This is a genomic window from Kineococcus gypseus, assembly GCF_050871305.1.
Lineage (GTDB): Bacteria > Actinomycetota > Actinomycetes > Actinomycetales > Kineococcaceae > Kineococcus > Kineococcus gypseus.
Genome location: NZ_JBJLRD010000055.1, coordinates 13,269 through 28,940, shown reverse-complemented (window position 1 = coordinate 28,940; position 15,672 = coordinate 13,269). Strand labels below are relative to the sequence as shown.

The window sequence follows — 15,672 nt, the reverse complement described above, 5'->3', positions numbered from 1 at the left end:
GTGTCTGGGGGGGGTGGGCGTGGCCAGGGTGGTGGTGTTTTTGGCCATTTTGACAAAGGCCGGCGCGCGGGCGCCCGCCGGCCCCACCGCCGCGGCGGCCCCCGCCGCCGCCCACACCCCCGACGACAACCAGGAGCACTCCGCATGAGCGGCATCGGCGATCTCGTCAAGGGCGGTGCGCGCGGCACCGCCACCGGCCCCGCGGGCAGCCCCGCACCCCGCACGGGCAGCGCGAACCCGCTGGTCGCCATCACGCAGAACCTGCGCGAGAGCGGCATCTACATCGCCTTCGTGGTCGTCGTCCTGCTGTTCGCGGTGCTCACCGACGGCCTGTCCCTGAGCCCGAACAACATCACCAACATCGTGCTGCAGTACTCGTACGTGCTGGTGCTGGCGATCGGCATGCTCATCGTCATCGTCGCCGGCCACATCGACCTGTCCGTGGGGTCGGTGGTCGCGCTGACGGGCGCCGTCTCCGCGCAGCTCGTCATCGGCTCCGGGCGCCCATGGTGGGTCGGCGTGCTCGCCGCCCTGGGCGTCGGGCTGGCCATCGGCGCCTGGCAGGGCTTCTGGGTCGCCTTCATCGGCATCCCGGCGTTCATCGTCACCCTCGCCGGCATGCTGCTCTTCCGCGGCCTGACCTACTACGTGCTCGACAACGTCTCGCTCTCGCCCTTCCCGGAGCAGTACGGCAACATCGCCACCGGCTTCCTCAACGGCCTGCTCGGCGGCTACGGCTACGACGCCTTCACCCTGCTCATCGCCGCGCTGGCCGTCCTGGGCTACGCCGTCAGCCAGGTGCGCACCCGCATCGCCCGCGTGCGCTACCAGCAGGTCGTCGACGCGATGCCGCTGTTCGTGCTGAAGATCGTGGCCGTGGCCGCGGTCGTCATGGCCTTCGCCTGGCAGCTGGCCAACAGCCGCGGCCTGCCCGTCGTGCTGATCATCCTGGCCGTGCTGATCCTGGTGTACTCCGTCGTCACCCGCTCCACCGTCTTCGGCCGCCAGGTCTACGCCATCGGCGGCAACCTGGCCGCCGCCCAGCTCTCCGGCGTGAACGTCCGGAGGGTCAACTTCTGGATCTTCGTCAACATGGGCTTCCTGGCCGCGGTGGCCGGCATCATCTTCTCCTCGCGCTCCAACGGCGCCCAGCCCGGCGCCGGCAACAGCTTCGAGCTGGACGCCATCGCGGCGGCCTTCATCGGCGGCGCGGCGGTCACCGGCGGTGTCGGCCGCATCACCGGCGCGATGGTCGGCGGTCTGCTCGTGGGCGTCATCTCCAACGGCATGCAGCTGCTGAACGTCGACCAGTCCCTGCAGCAGGTCATCAAGGGCCTGGTGCTGCTGCTGGCGGTCGCCTTCGACGTCTACAACAAGCGCCGCAGCGGCGTGCGCTGACCCGCACCACCCGAGGGGGCCCGACCGGCAGGACCGGTCGGGCCCCTGGCGCGTCCGGGGGGCTGCGCACGGCGTCGCCCGCGCCACGCTCACGTCACAGGATGGTCACGAGGCCTGGCGCACGGGGCGCCGAGCTATATGTTGGCGCGCACAACATACGTCCGGGGGCGCTGCGGCCCCCGGCAGATGCGAAGGAGCATCCATGCGCGTGCGACTCACCGCCCTGGCGGCCACCGGCGTGGCGGCCGTCCTGCTCACCTCCGCCTGCGGCAGCGAGGGCGGCGGCTCCTCCCCGGGGGAGACCTCCGGCGGGTCCGACGGCCCCCAGGTCGGCGTGATCCTGCCCGACACCGAGTCCTCGGTGCGCTGGGAGTCCTTCGACCGCCCGCTGCTGCAGCAGGCCTTCGACGACGCCGGCGTCGAGGTCGACATCCAGAACGCCCAGGGCGACGCCAGCCGGATGCAGACCATCGCCGACCAGATGATCACCCAGGGCGTCGCGGTGCTGGCCATCGCCAACCTCGACTCCGCCTCCGGCGCGGCCATCCAAGCCCGCGCCGACCAGGCCGGCGTGCAGACCATCGACTACGACCGCCTGACGCTGGGCGGCAACGCCGAGTACTACATCTCCTTCGACAACACCCGCGTCGGCGAGCTCCAGGGCCAGGGCCTGCAGCAGTGCCTGGGCGCCGGGCCGAAGAACATCGTCTACCTCAACGGCTCGCCCGACGACAACAACGCGACCCTCTTCTCCCAGGGCGCGCACAGCGTCCTGGACGCGGTCTCGGACTACACCGTCGTCGCCGAGCAGGCCGTGCCGGACTGGGACAACCAGCAGGCCGCCACCATCTTCGAGCAGATCCTCACCCAGCAGGGCGGCGCCGTCGACGGCGTGCTGGCCGCCAACGACGGCCTGGGCAACGCCGCCATCTCCATCCTCGCCCGCAACGGCCGCGCCGGCCAGGTGCCCGTGACCGGCCAGGACGCCACCACGCAGGGCCTGCAGAACATCCTCGCCGGCAGCCAGTGCATGACCGTCTACAAGCCGGTCGCCGACGAGGCCAACGCCCTGGCCGAGGTCGCCATCGCCCTGGTCAACGGCGAGGAGCCCGAGACCACCGGCACCGTGCGCGACGACGAGGGCGGGCGCGACGTGGCCTCCATCCTGCTCGAGCCCCAGGCGATCTTCCGCGACAGCGTCAAGACCGTGGTCGACGACGGCTTCGTCAGCGCCGCCGACCTGTGCACCGGCGAGTTCGCCGCCGCCTGCACCGAGCTCGGCATCTCCTGACCCCCGCCGCGCCGCCGGGTCCGCGCCGCACGCGCGCGGACCCGGCGGCGCCGAACCCCCCGGCGGTGCCCGGAGGAGGAACCATGACCCAGACCACCCCCGCGGAGGGGACCCCGCTGCTGTCCCTGCGCGGCATCGACAAGAGCTTCGGCGCCGTGCAGGTGCTGCACGGCGTCGACCTCGACGTGCGCGCCGGCGAGGTGACCGCCCTGGTGGGCGACAACGGCGCCGGCAAGTCCACCCTCGTCAAGTGCATCGCCGGCATCTACACCACCGACGCCGGCGACTACGTCTTCGAGGGCCGCCCCGTCACCGTGCACGGCCCCAAGGACACCGCCGCCCTCGGCATCGAGGTCGTCTACCAGGACCTCGCGCTGTGCGACAACCTCGACATCGTCCAGAACATGTTCCTCGGCCGCGAGAAGCGCCGCGGGGTCCTGCTGGACGAGCCCACCATGGAGGAGATGGCCCGCCAGACCCTGGCGAGCCTGTCGGTGCGCACCGTGCGCTCCGTGCGCCAGCTCGTCTCCAGCCTGTCCGGCGGCCAGCGCCAGACGGTCGCCATCGCCAAGGCCGTCCTGTGGAACTCCAAGGTCGTCCTGCTCGACGAGCCCACCGCGGCCCTGGGCGTGGCCCAGACCCGCCAGGTGCTCGACCTGGTGCGGCGGCTGGCCGACAACGGCCTGGGCGTCGTGCTCATCTCGCACAACCTCAACGACGTCTTCGAGGTCGCGGACAACATCACCGCCCTCTACCTCGGGCGCTCCGCCGCCACCGTGCGCACGCGCGACGTCACCAGCAGCCAGGTGGTCGAGCTCATCACCGCGGGCCGCTCCGGCGAGCTCGGCCTGGCCCCCTCCACCGTCTCCGCGACCGTCTGAGGCAAGGACCATGACCTCCCCCAGCGAACCCCGCGCCGCCGCGCACGGCGAGGACGCCGGCGCCACCGCGGCCTCCACCGCTTCCACCGCCTCCCCGACCGCCCCCGCCGAGGCGCGCAGCGAGGCCGAGCGCATCCGCGACCTGACCCGCGCCACCGCCACCGCCAGCCCCCTGGCGCAACCGCCGGCCGAACCCGGTTTCGGCGAGGGCGTGCGCGCCTACCTGGCCCGGCTGCGCGGCGGGGACATCGGTTCCCTGCCCGCCGTCCTGGGCCTGGTCGTGCTCTTCCTGCTCTTCTCCGCGCTGCGCCCGGACACCTTCCCCACCCCCGGCAACATCGCCAACCTGCTGGTGCAGGCCTCCAGCATCATCGTGCTGGCCATGGGCCTGACGTTCGTGCTCCTGCTCGGCGACATCGACCTGTCCGCCGGCGTGGCCGGCGGTGCCGCAGCGGCCGTCATGGCCCTGATCTTCCGCGACCAGGGCTGGCCCTGGTACGCCGGGCTGCTCGGCGCGCTGCTCACCGGCCTGGTCATCGGCACCCTCATCGGCCTGCTCGTCTCGCGCATCGGGATCCCGTCCTTCGTCGTCACCCTCGCCTTCTTCCTCGGCGTGCAGGGCATCACCCTGTGGCTGATCGGGGAGGGCGGCACCATCGCGGTGCGCGACCCGGTCGTCATCGCCATCGCCAACGAGAACGTGCCGGTGTGGCTGGGCTGGGTCCTCGCCGTGGGCACCTCGCTGGCCTACGCCGCCGTCAGCTTCGGCCGCTGGGCCGGGCAGCGCCGCCGCGGCCTGACCCGCGACAACATCGGCCTGGTCGCCCTGCGCGTGGTCGCCGTCGCCGTCGTGCTGCTCGTGCTGACCGCGATCCTGTCGCAGAACCGCGCGCGCGTGCCCAGCATCGTGCTCGCCGGCATCCCGTACTCCGTGCCCGTCATCGCCGCCCTGCTCGTCGTGCTCACCCTCGTGCTCGGGCGCACCGCCTACGGCCGCCACGTCTACGCCGTCGGCGGCAACCCCGAGGCCGCGCGCCGCGCCGGCATCTCGGTGCGCGGCATCCGCATGTCCGTCTTCATGATCGGCTCCACGCTGGCGGCCCTGTCCGGCGTCATCGACGCCTCGCGCCTGAACTCCGTGGCCCCCGGCTCCGGCGGCGGCAACACCCTGCTGCTCGGCGTCGGCGCCGCCGTCATCGGCGGCACCAGCCTCTTCGGCGGCAAGGGCCGCGTCTCCAACGCCGTCATCGGCGGCATGGTCATCGCCACCATCGCCAACGGCCTGGGCCTGCTCGGCCAGAGCGCCTTCGTCAACTACCTCGTCACGGGCGCCGTGCTCCTGCTCGCCGCGGCGGTCGACGCGATCTCCCGCCGGCGTCGCGCGTCGGCGGCCATCTAGACCGTGACCGCGGCCGCCCCGCGGGGGCACGGCCAGGAGGACGTCCGCCGGCACAACCTCGCGGCGATCCTCGGGCTCGTGCACCAGCGGGGCGCCGCGACCCGCGCCGAGGTCACCCGCTCGCTGGGGCTGAACCGCTCCACCGTCGGCGGCCTCGTCGGCGTCCTCGTCGACGCGGGCCTGCTCGTCGAGGACCGCCCCGTCGACCTCGTGCCCGGGCGCGTGGGCCGCCCTTCCCTGGAGGTTCGACCGCGCCCCGTGCCCGACGGCGGGACCTCCGTGCTGGCCGTTCAGGTCGACGTGCACGAGGTGCGCCTCGTGCGCGCCGGCCTCGGCGGCGGCGTCCTGGCCCGCTGGTGCAGCGACCTCAAGCCCGCCTCGGCCGACCCCGAGGCCGTCACCGACCTCGTCACCGGCGCGCTGCTCCGGGTGTGCGGGGGAGACCTGCACCACGTCGCCGGCATCGCCGTGGCCGTGCCCGGCACCGTCCGCGCCGGCGAGGGCGTGGTCGCCACCGCACCGCACCTGGGCTGGCGCGAGGTGCCGCTGCGCGACCTCGTCACCGGTGCGCTCGCCGCCCGCGGCGCGGCACCGCCGCCCGTCGACGTGGCCAACGACGCCGACCTGGGGCTGCTGGCCGAGCACCGCCGCGGCGCCGCCGTCGGCCGCAGCGACGTCGTCTACCTGTGCGGCACGTACGGGCTGGGCGGGGGAGTGCTCACCGGCGGGCACCCGCTGACCGGCCACCGCGGCTTCGGCGGCGAGGTCGGCCACATCGGCGTCGACCCCGCCGGGCGGGCCTGCCACTGCGGCAGCCGCGGCTGCTGGGAGAGCCAGGCGATGGCCGGGGCGTGGGCCGAGCCGTTCGGGCTGGACCCCGACGCCCCCGACATCACCGCCCGGGTGCTGGAGCAGCTGCGCGCCGGCGGCGTGGTCTCCCGGCGCACCCGCGACAAGCTCTCGCGCGCGTTCGCGCGCGGCCTCGCCAGCGTCTACAACGTCTTCGACCCCCAGGTCGTCCTCCTCGGCGACGGCCTGTGGCGCGACCTGTGGCCGGAGACCGCCGAGGACGTCCTGCCCTGGCTCGACCGGCTGGTCACCCCCGCGCTGCGCGCGGACGTCGACGTCCGCCTCGCCGGGCTGGGCCGCGACTCCACGCTGCTCGGGGGAGCGGAGCTCGCCTTCGCCGCCCTGCTCGCCGACCCGCTCGGGACCATCGCCGGCCGGGCCGTCCACCCCGTGCCCGTCGCCGGTCGCGCCTAGGAGCAGCCGCCTGCGCGACCCGCCAGGGGTGCTGCCAGAAATGCGCACGTAAGTTTTGATTATCGCGATGAAAATAACAGCCATATCAGCGCACCTGCCATTGCGGGGAGAGGCCAGGACGACCCCGACGAACACCCGACGGGTTCGCGTTCTCCGGCGGCCACGCGGACAGGTGGGGAGGTGGTCGCGGCAGCACTTGACGGGGGCGGCTGCCGGCAGTCGTCGGCTGGACGACGTGGAGGAAGCGTCGGCGCAGGCGCGTCGGGACGCGCCCACCCGATGCGGCAAGCCCACCTGTGACACATGTAAATGATAATTATCGCGAGTTATAAACGCAATTACGTTTTTGGTTGAAGCACCCCAAGCAGTGAGCTCACACTCAGCGGTGCGTGAAGACCCTCAGCAGGGCGCGCAGACCCGTGGTCGGGCTGTAGCGGGGGCACTCGCACAACGCGCAGTCGCTGCCGGCCCGGTAGTGCTCGTGCACGTCCTTGGCGTGGCCGCAGGTGCACGCGGAACCTGAACGGCGGGTCACCGCTGCATCGCCCACGCTGTCGTCCTCCTGTCCACGCCGGGTCCTCGACAGCCTAGGTGCTGCAGGGGGAGCGGTCGTGCCGTCGCGGTTCGCCGGTGCCCCGGCTGGGCTAGCGTTGTCGCCGTGCTGCGCGTGGGCCTGACCGGCGGTATCGGCGCGGGCAAGTCCACCGTGGCCCGGGAGCTGGTGCGCTGCGGCGCCGTCCTGGTCGACGCGGACGTGCTGGCGCGCGAGGTGGTGCAGCCGGGTACACCGGGCCTGCGGGCGGTGGTCGAGCGCTTCGGCGCCGGCGTGCTGGGCGCCGACGGCTCCCTGGACCGGCCGGCGCTGGGCCGCGTGGTGTTCGCGGACGCCGCCGCCCGCGCCGACCTCAACGCGCTGGTGCACCCGCTGGTCGCCGCGCGGCGCGAGGAGCTGGTGGCCGCCGCGGCACCCGACGCGGTGGTGGTCGAGGACGTGCCGCTGCTGGTGGAGACCGGTGCCGCGCCGCGCTTCGCGCTCGTGGTGGTCGTGCACGCCGACGTGGAGGAGCGGGTGCGGCGCCTGGTGGCCGAGCGCGGCTCGAGCGAGCAGGACGCGCGGGCCCGGGTGGCCGCGCAGGCCCCGGACGCCGAGCGGCTGGCCGCCGCGGACGTCGTGCTGGACAACCCGCGCCGGCCGCTCGGGGCGCCCGACCCGTTGCCCGAGCGGGTGCGGCGGCTGTGGAGCGAGCGCCTCGTGCCCTTCGAGCGCGGCGTGCGCGAGGGGCGGGCCGCCCCCGAGCCGGTCGGCGCGGTGGCGCCGGACCCGGCGTGGCCGGCGCAGGCGGCGCGCCTGGTCGCCCGCGCGGCCCGCGCCGCCGGCGACGCCGGTCGCGGCGCCGAGCACGTGGGGGCCACGGCGGTGCCCGGCAGGTGGGCCCGCGACGTGCTGGAGGTGCAGCTGGCCGTGCGCGCGCCCGCGGACGCTGCGCCGGTGGCCGCGGCGCTGGCGGCGGTGGGCCTGCCCGCGACGGCGAGCGCCGGCGACGCGGCGGGGGAGGACGGGACGCTGGCGGTGCACGGCTCGGCGGACCCGGGCCGCCCGGCGCGCGTGCACGTGCGGGTGCACGGCTCCCCGGCCTGGCGCCGGGCGCTGCTGCTGCGCGACCGGGCGCGCGCGGCGGCCGCGGGGCCGGCGGGGGAGCCGCTCGCGGGGGGAGGCGCGGGGCAGCGGGAGGCCGAGCAGGACGCCGAGGAGCGGGACGCCGAGGAGTGGGCCGAGCGCACGGGCTGGTCGCCCCCCGGGCCGGGCCAGGGCTGAGCAGGCCTGAGCAGGCCTGGGCAGGCTTGAGCGGAGCTGAGCGGGGGCTGGTGTCGCAGGGCGGACCTACAGTGGCCGCATGCGGCCCACGACTGACATCGAGCGCCGGGTGGCGCCCTTCGAGGTGGTCTCCGAGTTCGCCCCCTCCGGCGACCAGCCCGCGGCCATCGCGGAGCTGGCGCGGCGGGTGCGCGGTGGCGAGAAGGACGTGGTGCTGCTGGGCGCCACGGGCACCGGCAAGTCGGCCACGACGGCGTGGCTGATCGAGCAGGTGCAGCGGCCCACGCTGGTGATGGCGCCGAACAAGACGCTGGCGGCGCAGCTGGCCAACGAGTTCCGCGAGCTGCTGCCGAACAACGCGGTGGAGTACTTCGTCTCCTACTACGACTACTACCAGCCCGAGGCGTACGTGCCGCAGTCGGACACGTACATCGAGAAGGACTCCTCGATCAACGACGAGGTGGAGCGGCTGCGGCACTCGGCGACGAACTCGCTGCTGACGCGCCGCGACGTGGTGGTGGTCGCCACGGTCTCGTGCATCTACGGCCTGGGCACCCCGCAGGAGTACGTGGACCGCATGGTGACGCTGAAGGTGGGCGACACCATGGACCGCGACGACCTGCTGCGCAGCTTCGTGGGCATGCAGTACACGCGCAACGACCTGGCGTTCACGCGCGGCACCTTCCGCGCCCGCGGCGACACGGTGGAGATCATCCCGCAGTACGAGGAGCACGCGATCCGCGTGGAGTTCTTCGGCGACGAGATCGACAAGCTGTACACGCTGAACCCGCTGACCGGTGAGGTGCTGCGCGAGGAGGAGATGGTCCACATCTTCCCCGCCTCGCACTACGTGGCCGGCCCGGAGCGCCTGGAGCGCGCGATCTCCTCCATCGAGGCGGAGCTGGCCGAGCGGCTGGCGGAGCTGGAGCAGCAGGGCAAGCTGCTGGAGGCGCAGCGCCTGCGCATGCGCACCACCTACGACGTCGAGATGCTGCGCGAGGTGGGCACCTGCTCGGGGGTGGAGAACTACTCGCGGCACATGGACGGCCGCGCGCCCGGCTCGGCGTCGAACACGCTGCTGGACTACTTCCCCGACGACTTCCTGCTGGTGATCGACGAGTCGCACGTGACGGTGCCGCAGATCGGGGCGATGTACGAGGGCGACGCCTCGCGCAAGCGCACGCTGGTGGACTTCGGCTTCCGCCTGCCCAGCGCGATGGACAACCGGCCGCTGCGCTGGGAGGAGTTCCTGGACCGGGTGGGGCAGACGGTGTACCTGTCGGCCACCCCGGGCCCGTACGAGCTCTCGCGCGGCGACGGCGTGGTCGAGCAGATCATCCGCCCCACCGGCCTGGTGGACCCGGAGGTGGTCGTCAAGCCGACGAAGGGGCAGATCGACGACCTGCTGCACGAGGTGCGTGCGCGCGCCGCGCGCGACGAGCGGGTGCTGGTGACCACCCTGACGAAGAAGATGGCCGAGGACCTGACCGACTACCTGCTCGAGCAGGGCGTGCGGGTGCGGTACCTGCACTCGGACATCGACACGCTGCGGCGGGTGGAGCTGCTGCGCGAGCTGCGCCAGGGCGAGTACGACGTGCTGGTGGGCATCAACCTGCTGCGCGAGGGCCTGGACCTGCCGGAGGTCTCGCTGGTGGCGATCCTGGACGCGGACAAGGAGGGCTTCCTGCGCTCGGCGACCTCGCTGATCCAGACGATCGGGCGCGCGGCGCGCAACGTGTCGGGGCAGGTGCACATGTACGCCGACACGATCACCCCGTCGATGGAGAAGGCCATCGAGGAGACCAACCGGCGCCGCGAGAAGCAGGTGGCGTACAACCGCGAGCGCGGGGTGGACCCGATGCCGCTGCGCAAGCGCATCGCGGACATCACCGACCTGATCGCCCGGGAGGACGCGGACACGGCGGCGCTGCTGTCCGCGCCCGGTGGTGGCGGGCGGGCGCAGTCGCGGGGCAAGGCGTCCTCCCGCGGCGGTGCGGCGGTGCGCGAGGCGCCGGCGATGCGCGCGCCGGTGGCGCAGTCCGACCTGGCCGACCTCATCCAGCAGCTGAGCGAGCAGATGCACGCCGCGGCCGCGGAGCTGCAGTTCGAGCTGGCGGCGCGGCTGCGCGACGAGATCGGCGACCTGAAGAAGGAGCTGCGCGGGATGCGGGCGGCGCAGGGCGCATGAGCGGCTCCCGCCCCCCTGCCCCCTGACCCCCTCGCGCCCGGGGTCGGGGAGCGGGGCGGGCGGGCCCGCCCGCGAGCGCCGGCGGGCCGGCCCGGGCCGCCCTCATCGACCCGTCGGCGCGGGGGTGCCCGGCGGGGCTGGGGGCTCAGGCCCTCGGGGGCGTCAGGGGCACGGGGGAGACGCTGCCGGTGGCGGTCAGGTGCTCCAGGAGGGTCTCGCTGATGCGGCGCAGCTGCTGCTGCTGGGCGCCGTCGAGGCGGTCCAGGAGCACCTCGCGCACTGTCTCGACGTGGCCGGGGGCGGCGGCCTCCAGGGCGCGCAGGCCCGCGTCGGTCAGGACGGCGTTGAAGCCGCGCCCGTCGGTGGCGCAGGCCTCGCGCCGGATCCAGCCGCGCTCCTCCATGCGGGAGACGGCGTGCGAGACGCGGCTGCGCGAGGACAGGGAGGAGTCGGCGAGCTCGCTCATGCGCAGGGAGCGCCCGGGGGCCTCGGACAGGCGCACGAGCATCTCGTAGTAGGTGTGCACGACGCCGGACTCGTGCTGCAGCTGGCGGTCGACGCGGTCCATGAGCAGCTGGGTGGCCGCCAGGAAGGTGCGCCAGGTGCGCTGCTCGTCCTCGTCGAGCCAGCGGGTGCCCGTGGGGGCGGGGTCGAGGAGTGCGTCGCCGGTGGGCATGCCCCCAGGGTAGTCGTTCATTTCAACTACTCGCGTCAGCCGATCGGTCGACCCCGGCGGGGGGACGACGTGGCGGTGCGCGCCGGGGCGTGCGAGGGCGTGCGGGGGCGCGCCGCTGGGCGGCGCGGGGCGCCCGCGCCGTCGGCCGGGCGCCGGTGTCCGAGGGGGCGCCTAGGGTTGGGGGGTGGCCACTCGCACCCCTCCCGCCGGCGCTGCCGGTTCCACCGGCGCCGCCCGCTCCGGCGCCCCGCGCTCCAGCGGCACCTCCGGACGCGCGCGCGCCGCCGCCGGCACCTCGACGCGGCCGGTGGCCACCGCGCGCGTCAGCTCCGAGCGCCTGGTGGTGCGCGGGGCGCGCGAGCACAACCTCAAGGACGTCTCGGTGGACCTGCCGCGCGACAGCCTGGTGGTCTTCACCGGCCTGTCCGGCTCGGGCAAGTCCTCGCTGGCCTTCGACACGATCTTCGCCGAGGGGCAGCGGCGGTACGTGGAGTCGCTGTCGGCGTACGCGCGGCAGTTCCTGGGGCAGATGGACAAGCCGGACGTGGACTTCATCGAGGGCCTGTCGCCGGCGGTGTCCATCGACCAGAAGTCCACCTCGCGCAACCCGCGCTCGACGGTGGGCACGATCACCGAGGTCTACGACTACCTGCGCCTGCTCTTCGCGCGCGCCGGGCGCCCGCACTGCCCGGTGTGCGGGGAGCCGGTGGGCCGGCAGACGCCGCAGCAGATCGTGGACCAGCTGATGGAGCTGGAGGCGGGCACGCGCTTCCAGGTGCTGGCGCCGGTGGTGCGCGAGCGCAAGGGCGAGTACGCGGAGCTGTTCCGCGAGCTGCAGGCGAAGGGCTTCGCGCGCGCCCGCGTGGACGGCGAGGTGGTGCCGCTGGAGGACCCGCCGACGCTGCAGAAGAAGCTCAAGCACACCATCGAGGTGGTCGTGGACCGCCTGGTGGTCAAGGAGGGCGTCAAGCGGCGCCTGACGGACTCGGTGGAGACGGCGCTGGTGCTCTCCGGGGGGCTGCTGGTGGCCGACCTGGTGGGGGTGGACGGCCCCGAGGGCGAGCGCCGCTTCTCGGAGAAGATGGCCTGCCCGAACGAGCACCCGCTGGACATCGACGAGGTCGAGCCGCGCTCGTTCTCCTTCAACTCCCCCTTCGGCGCGTGCCCGGAGTGCACCGGCATCGGCACCCAGCTGGAGGTGGACGCGGACCTGGTGGTGCCCGACGAAGACCTCTCGCTGGCCGAGGGGGCCATCGCGCCGTGGGCCAGCGCGTCGGCGGACTACTTCCAGCGCCTGATGACGGCGCTGTCGCAGGACCTGTCGTTCTCGATGGACACCCCGTGGCGGGCGCTGCCCAAGCGCGCCAAGGACGCGCTGCTGCACGGCAAGGACCACGAGGTGCAGGTGCGCTACCGCAACCGGTGGGGCCGCGAGCGGCAGTACTCCACCGGCTTCGAGGGCGTCATCCCCTTCGTCAAGCGCCGCCACGAGGAGACCGAGTCCGACTGGAGCAAGGAGCGCTACGAGGGGTACATGCGCGAGACGCCGTGCCCGGTGTGCGCGGGGGCGCGGCTGAAGCCGTCCTCGCTGGCGGTGAAGCTGGGCGGCAGGTCGATCTCGGAGGTGTGCGCGCTGCCCATCGACGCGTGCGCGCGGTTCCTGGACGAGGTGTCGCTGACGCCGCGGGAGAAGAGGATCGCCGCGCAGGTGGTCAAGGAGATCCAGGCGCGGCTGGGCTTCCTGCTGGACGTGGGCCTGGACTACCTCTCGCTGGACCGCCCGGCGGGCACGCTCTCCGGTGGTGAAGCCCAGCGCATCCGGCTGGCCACGCAGATCGGCTCGGGCCTGGTGGGCGTGCTGTACGTGCTCGACGAGCCGAGCATCGGGCTGCACCAGCGCGACAACCGGCGCCTGATCGACACGCTGACGCGGCTGCGGGACCTGGGCAACACCCTCATCGTCGTCGAGCACGACGAGGACACCGTGCGCGTGGCCGACTGGGTGGTCGACTTCGGCCCCGGCGCCGGCGAGCGCGGCGGGCAGGTGGTGCACTCCGGGGACGTGGCCGGGCTGCTGGCCAACCCGGACTCGCTGACGGGGCAGTACCTGTCGGGGGCGCGGCGCATCGAGGTGCCCGCCGCGCGCCGCCCGGTGGACCCGGCGCGCACGCTGACGGTGACGGGGGCGCGCGAGCACAACCTGCGCGACGTGACGGTGGAGTTCCCGCTGGGCTGCCTGGTGGCGGTCACGGGCGTCTCCGGCTCGGGCAAGTCCACCCTGGTCAACGACATCCTGTACACGGTGCTGGCCAACAAGCTCAACGGCGCCCGCCGGGTGCCGGGGCGGCACAAGTCGGTGCAGGGCCTGGAGCACCTGGACAAGGTCGTGCACGTGGACCAGTCCCCGATCGGGCGCACCCCGCGCAGCAACCCGGCCACCTACACGGGCGTGTTCGACCACATCCGCAAGCTGTTCGCCTCCGCGCCGGAGGCGAAGCTGCGCGGCTACCAGCCGGGGCGGTTCTCCTTCAACGTCAAGGGCGGGCGCTGCGAGGCGTGCTCGGGCGACGGCACCTTGAAGATCGAGATGAACTTCCTGCCGGACGTGTACGTGCCGTGCGAGGTGTGCCACGGGGCGCGCTACAACCGCGAGACGCTCGAGGTGCACTTCAAGGGCAAGACCATCGCCGAGGTGCTGGACATGCCGATCGAGGAGGCGGCGCAGTTCTTCTCCGCGGTACCGGCGATCGCGCGGTACATGACGACGCTGACGGAGGTGGGGCTGGGGTACGTGCGCCTGGGGCAGCCGGCGACGACCCTCTCCGGTGGTGAGGCGCAGCGCGTGAAGCTGGCCGCTGAGCTGCAGCGCCGCTCCAACGGGCGCACCATCTACGTGCTCGACGAGCCCACCACGGGTCTGCACTTCGAGGACATCCGCAAGCTGCTGGGCGTGGTGCAGGGCCTGGTGGACAAGGGCAACAGCGTGCTGGTCATCGAGCACAACCTCGACGTCATCAAGAGCGCGGACTGGCTGGTGGACATGGGCCCGGAGGGTGGCGGCGGCGGCGGTGCCGTGGTGGCCACCGGAACCCCCGAGGAGGTCGCCGCGCACCCGACGAGCTACACCGGGCGGTTCCTCGCCGAGCTGCTGGACACCGGTGCCGCCGGGGTGCCCGCCTCGCGGCGTGCGACGTCCACCCGCCGCGCCGCGCCGGCCCGCGCGGCCGGCTGAGGGCACCGTCCCGCGCCTGCCCCGCGCCCGTGCCGAGTCCGCCCGTGGTCCTGTTCGGAGCGCGGCGGTCGGCCGGGAGCGGGGCGGCGGGTCACGTCGTCGGGTGCAGGCGGCGCAGGGCGGCGTACGTGGTGCTGCCGGCGGCTGCGCTGCGCAGCTCGTGCGCCCCGGCGTCGACGTACTGCTGCGAGGTCGTCAGGTTCTGGTGCCCCAGCAGCCGCATGACCTCCACGGCGCTGGCGCCGGCGGCGACGACGCGGGTGGCGAAGGTGTGCCGCAGGGCGTGCACGAGCGCGCCGCGCTGGACGCGGTCGCCGATGCCGGCGGCGCGGTAGCAGCTGGCCACGAGGTACTGCAGCTGGTCGCGGGTCAGCGCGGTGCCGGCGGTGTCGACGAACAGCGGCGCGTTCAGCCCCGGCGCCCTGGTGGTGGGGAAGCGGGCGCGGCGGGTGCGCAGGTACGCCTCGATCAGCTGCGCCAGGGCCGCCTCCACCGGCACGCTGCGCTCGGCGTTGCCCTTGCCCACCACCCGCAGGCGCTGCTCGCCCTCCGCACCGGCCAGGTCGCCCACGCGCAGCCCCAGCAGTTCCGCGCTGCGCACCCCGGTGACCAGCAGGGTCGCCACCACCGCCAGGTCCCGCTCGGGCCAGGGGTCGCGCGCCGCGCGCGCCCCGGCGGCCACGGCCGCCAGCAGCACCTCGGGGGTGTCCTCCCCGCGCAGCGGCTTGGGCAGCTGCCGCTCGGGCCGGGGCCGGTGCACCCCGGCCATGGGGTTGGCCGGCAGGGCGCGCTCGGCGACGAGGAAGGCGCACAGCCCGCTCCACGTGGACCAGCAGCGCGCGATGGAGCTGCGGGCGTGGTCGACGGAGAAACCCGCGAACGCCGAGCGCAGCGCGGCGGTGCTCAGGTCGGCGACGACGGGGGAGTCGTGCCCGAGCGCGCGGTGCAGGTGGGGCAGCAGGGCGGCGGTGTCCCGGCGACGGGCGGCCACGGTGTGCGGGGAGTCCTTGCGCGGCAGCCGCGCCACCTCGTGGGCGTGCACCGCTGCGGGCAGTTCGGTGGTGGCGCTCATCGACTCGGGAACCCCGGAGGACAGGGGAGTCATGACACCAGAGTACGCGGCAGGGGAGTGGCGCGTCAAGTCATAACCGTTGCGCTGCAACGGATCTGCTCGACCAGCACGCATACTCGCCGTTATGCGGAACCCGCGGAACGGCCACCGAGCGCCCGTGCGGGTGATCGGGCGCGCTGCGGCACCCGGTGGGCGAGGGGGCGAGACGACCGGGCGTGGCGGGCGTGGCGGGCGCGGTGGCTGGGCCGACCGCGCCGGTGGTGCGGGATCGGCCGCGCCGGGCCTGTCGAGCTGGACCGGTGCGGCCGGGTGCGTGCGCCGTCCGGCGACGTGCACGCGGCGGGCCGGGCGCTGGGACGCCTCGACGGTGGCGTGTCAACCAGTGCCGTCGACTCGTGGCGGCGACTGGTGCCGGCGGTGACGTGGCTGTCGGGCGGTATCCACGTGAGCTCCGGA

Annotated in this window: 11 protein-coding genes; 8 read left to right on the top strand and 3 right to left on the bottom strand. The window is 74.0% G+C overall.

Annotation, left to right across the window (positions count from 1 at the left end):
- Window positions 1–144 precede the first annotated feature (144 nt).
- The 5 genes from mmsB (at window position 145) to ACRYMN_RS17605 (ending at window position 6,232) form a co-directional block, all read left to right on the top strand.
- Window positions 145–1,398 (top strand): multiple monosaccharide ABC transporter permease, encoded by a 1,254-nt coding sequence (gene mmsB / locus ACRYMN_RS17625; RefSeq protein ID WP_432497873.1) that lies wholly within the window; start codon window positions 145–147, stop codon window positions 1,396–1,398.
- Between the two features lie 202 nt (window positions 1,399–1,600).
- Window positions 1,601–2,689 (top strand): sugar ABC transporter substrate-binding protein, encoded by a 1,089-nt coding sequence (locus tag ACRYMN_RS17620; RefSeq protein WP_432497870.1) that lies wholly within the window; start codon window positions 1,601–1,603, stop codon window positions 2,687–2,689.
- A gap of 83 nt (window positions 2,690–2,772) precedes the next feature.
- Window positions 2,773–3,570: an ATP-binding cassette domain-containing protein gene (locus ACRYMN_RS17615; RefSeq protein WP_432497867.1), complete on the top strand. Its 798-nt coding sequence runs from the start codon at window positions 2,773–2,775 to the stop codon at window positions 3,568–3,570.
- A gap of 10 nt (window positions 3,571–3,580) precedes the next feature.
- Window positions 3,581–4,969 (top strand): sugar ABC transporter permease, encoded by a 1,389-nt coding sequence (locus ACRYMN_RS17610; protein WP_432497864.1) that lies wholly within the window; start codon window positions 3,581–3,583, stop codon window positions 4,967–4,969.
- A 3-nt stretch (window positions 4,970–4,972) separates the two neighbouring features.
- Window positions 4,973–6,232: an ROK family protein gene (locus ACRYMN_RS17605; RefSeq protein WP_432497861.1), complete on the top strand. Its 1,260-nt coding sequence runs from the start codon at window positions 4,973–4,975 to the stop codon at window positions 6,230–6,232.
- A gap of 379 nt (window positions 6,233–6,611) precedes the next feature.
- On the opposite strand, the gene ACRYMN_RS17600 is transcribed toward ACRYMN_RS17605, so the two are convergent.
- Window positions 6,612–6,782, bottom strand: a complete 171-nt coding sequence (locus ACRYMN_RS17600; RefSeq protein ID WP_432497858.1) for a hypothetical protein — start codon at window positions 6,780–6,782, stop codon at window positions 6,612–6,614.
- A 108-nt stretch (window positions 6,783–6,890) separates the two neighbouring features.
- Between ACRYMN_RS17600 and coaE the strand changes: the two genes are divergently transcribed.
- Together coaE and uvrB are read left to right on the top strand one after the other, a co-directional pair.
- Window positions 6,891–8,048: a dephospho-CoA kinase gene (coaE, locus tag ACRYMN_RS17595; RefSeq protein WP_432497855.1), complete on the top strand. Its 1,158-nt coding sequence runs from the start codon at window positions 6,891–6,893 to the stop codon at window positions 8,046–8,048.
- 79 nt (window positions 8,049–8,127) lie between these two features.
- Window positions 8,128–10,236: an excinuclease ABC subunit UvrB gene (gene uvrB / locus ACRYMN_RS17590; protein ID WP_432497853.1), complete on the top strand. Its 2,109-nt coding sequence runs from the start codon at window positions 8,128–8,130 to the stop codon at window positions 10,234–10,236.
- A gap of 145 nt (window positions 10,237–10,381) precedes the next feature.
- Here uvrB and ACRYMN_RS17585 read toward each other — a convergent pair whose 3' ends face one another.
- Complete coding sequence (locus tag ACRYMN_RS17585; RefSeq protein WP_432497850.1) at window positions 10,382–10,912, bottom strand: MarR family winged helix-turn-helix transcriptional regulator; 531 nt, start codon at window positions 10,910–10,912, stop codon at window positions 10,382–10,384.
- A gap of 307 nt (window positions 10,913–11,219) precedes the next feature.
- Between ACRYMN_RS17585 and uvrA the strand changes: the two genes are divergently transcribed.
- On the top strand, window positions 11,220–14,144 hold the full coding sequence (gene uvrA / locus ACRYMN_RS17580) for an excinuclease ABC subunit UvrA (RefSeq protein ID WP_432497879.1): 2,925 nt from the start codon (window positions 11,220–11,222) through the stop codon (window positions 14,142–14,144).
- A gap of 91 nt (window positions 14,145–14,235) precedes the next feature.
- Here the strand turns inward: uvrA and ACRYMN_RS17575 are convergent, their stop codons facing one another.
- Complete coding sequence (locus ACRYMN_RS17575) at window positions 14,236–15,249, bottom strand: tyrosine-type recombinase/integrase (RefSeq protein ID WP_432497847.1); 1,014 nt, start codon at window positions 15,247–15,249, stop codon at window positions 14,236–14,238.
- Between the last annotated feature and the right edge of the window lie 423 nt (window positions 15,250–15,672).

Bases quoted from the DNA above. Each gene is read 5' to 3' on its own strand.
- mmsB (WP_432497873.1), top strand. From the start codon at position 145: ATGAGCGGCATCGGCGATCTCGTCAAGGGCGGTGCGCGCGGCACCGCC.
- ACRYMN_RS17620 (WP_432497870.1), top strand. From the start codon at position 1,601: ATGCGCGTGCGACTCACCGCCCTGGCGGCCACCGGCGTGGCGGCCGTC.
- ACRYMN_RS17615 (WP_432497867.1), top strand. From the start codon at position 2,773: ATGACCCAGACCACCCCCGCGGAGGGGACCCCGCTGCTGTCCCTGCGC.
- ACRYMN_RS17610 (WP_432497864.1), top strand. From the start codon at position 3,581: ATGACCTCCCCCAGCGAACCCCGCGCCGCCGCGCACGGCGAGGACGCC.
- uvrB (WP_432497853.1), top strand. From the start codon at position 8,128: ATGCGGCCCACGACTGACATCGAGCGCCGGGTGGCGCCCTTCGAGGTG.
- ACRYMN_RS17585 (WP_432497850.1), bottom strand. From the start codon at position 10,912: ATGCCCACCGGCGACGCACTCCTCGACCCCGCCCCCACGGGCACCCGC.
- ACRYMN_RS17575 (WP_432497847.1), bottom strand. From the start codon at position 15,249: ATGACTCCCCTGTCCTCCGGGGTTCCCGAGTCGATGAGCGCCACCACC.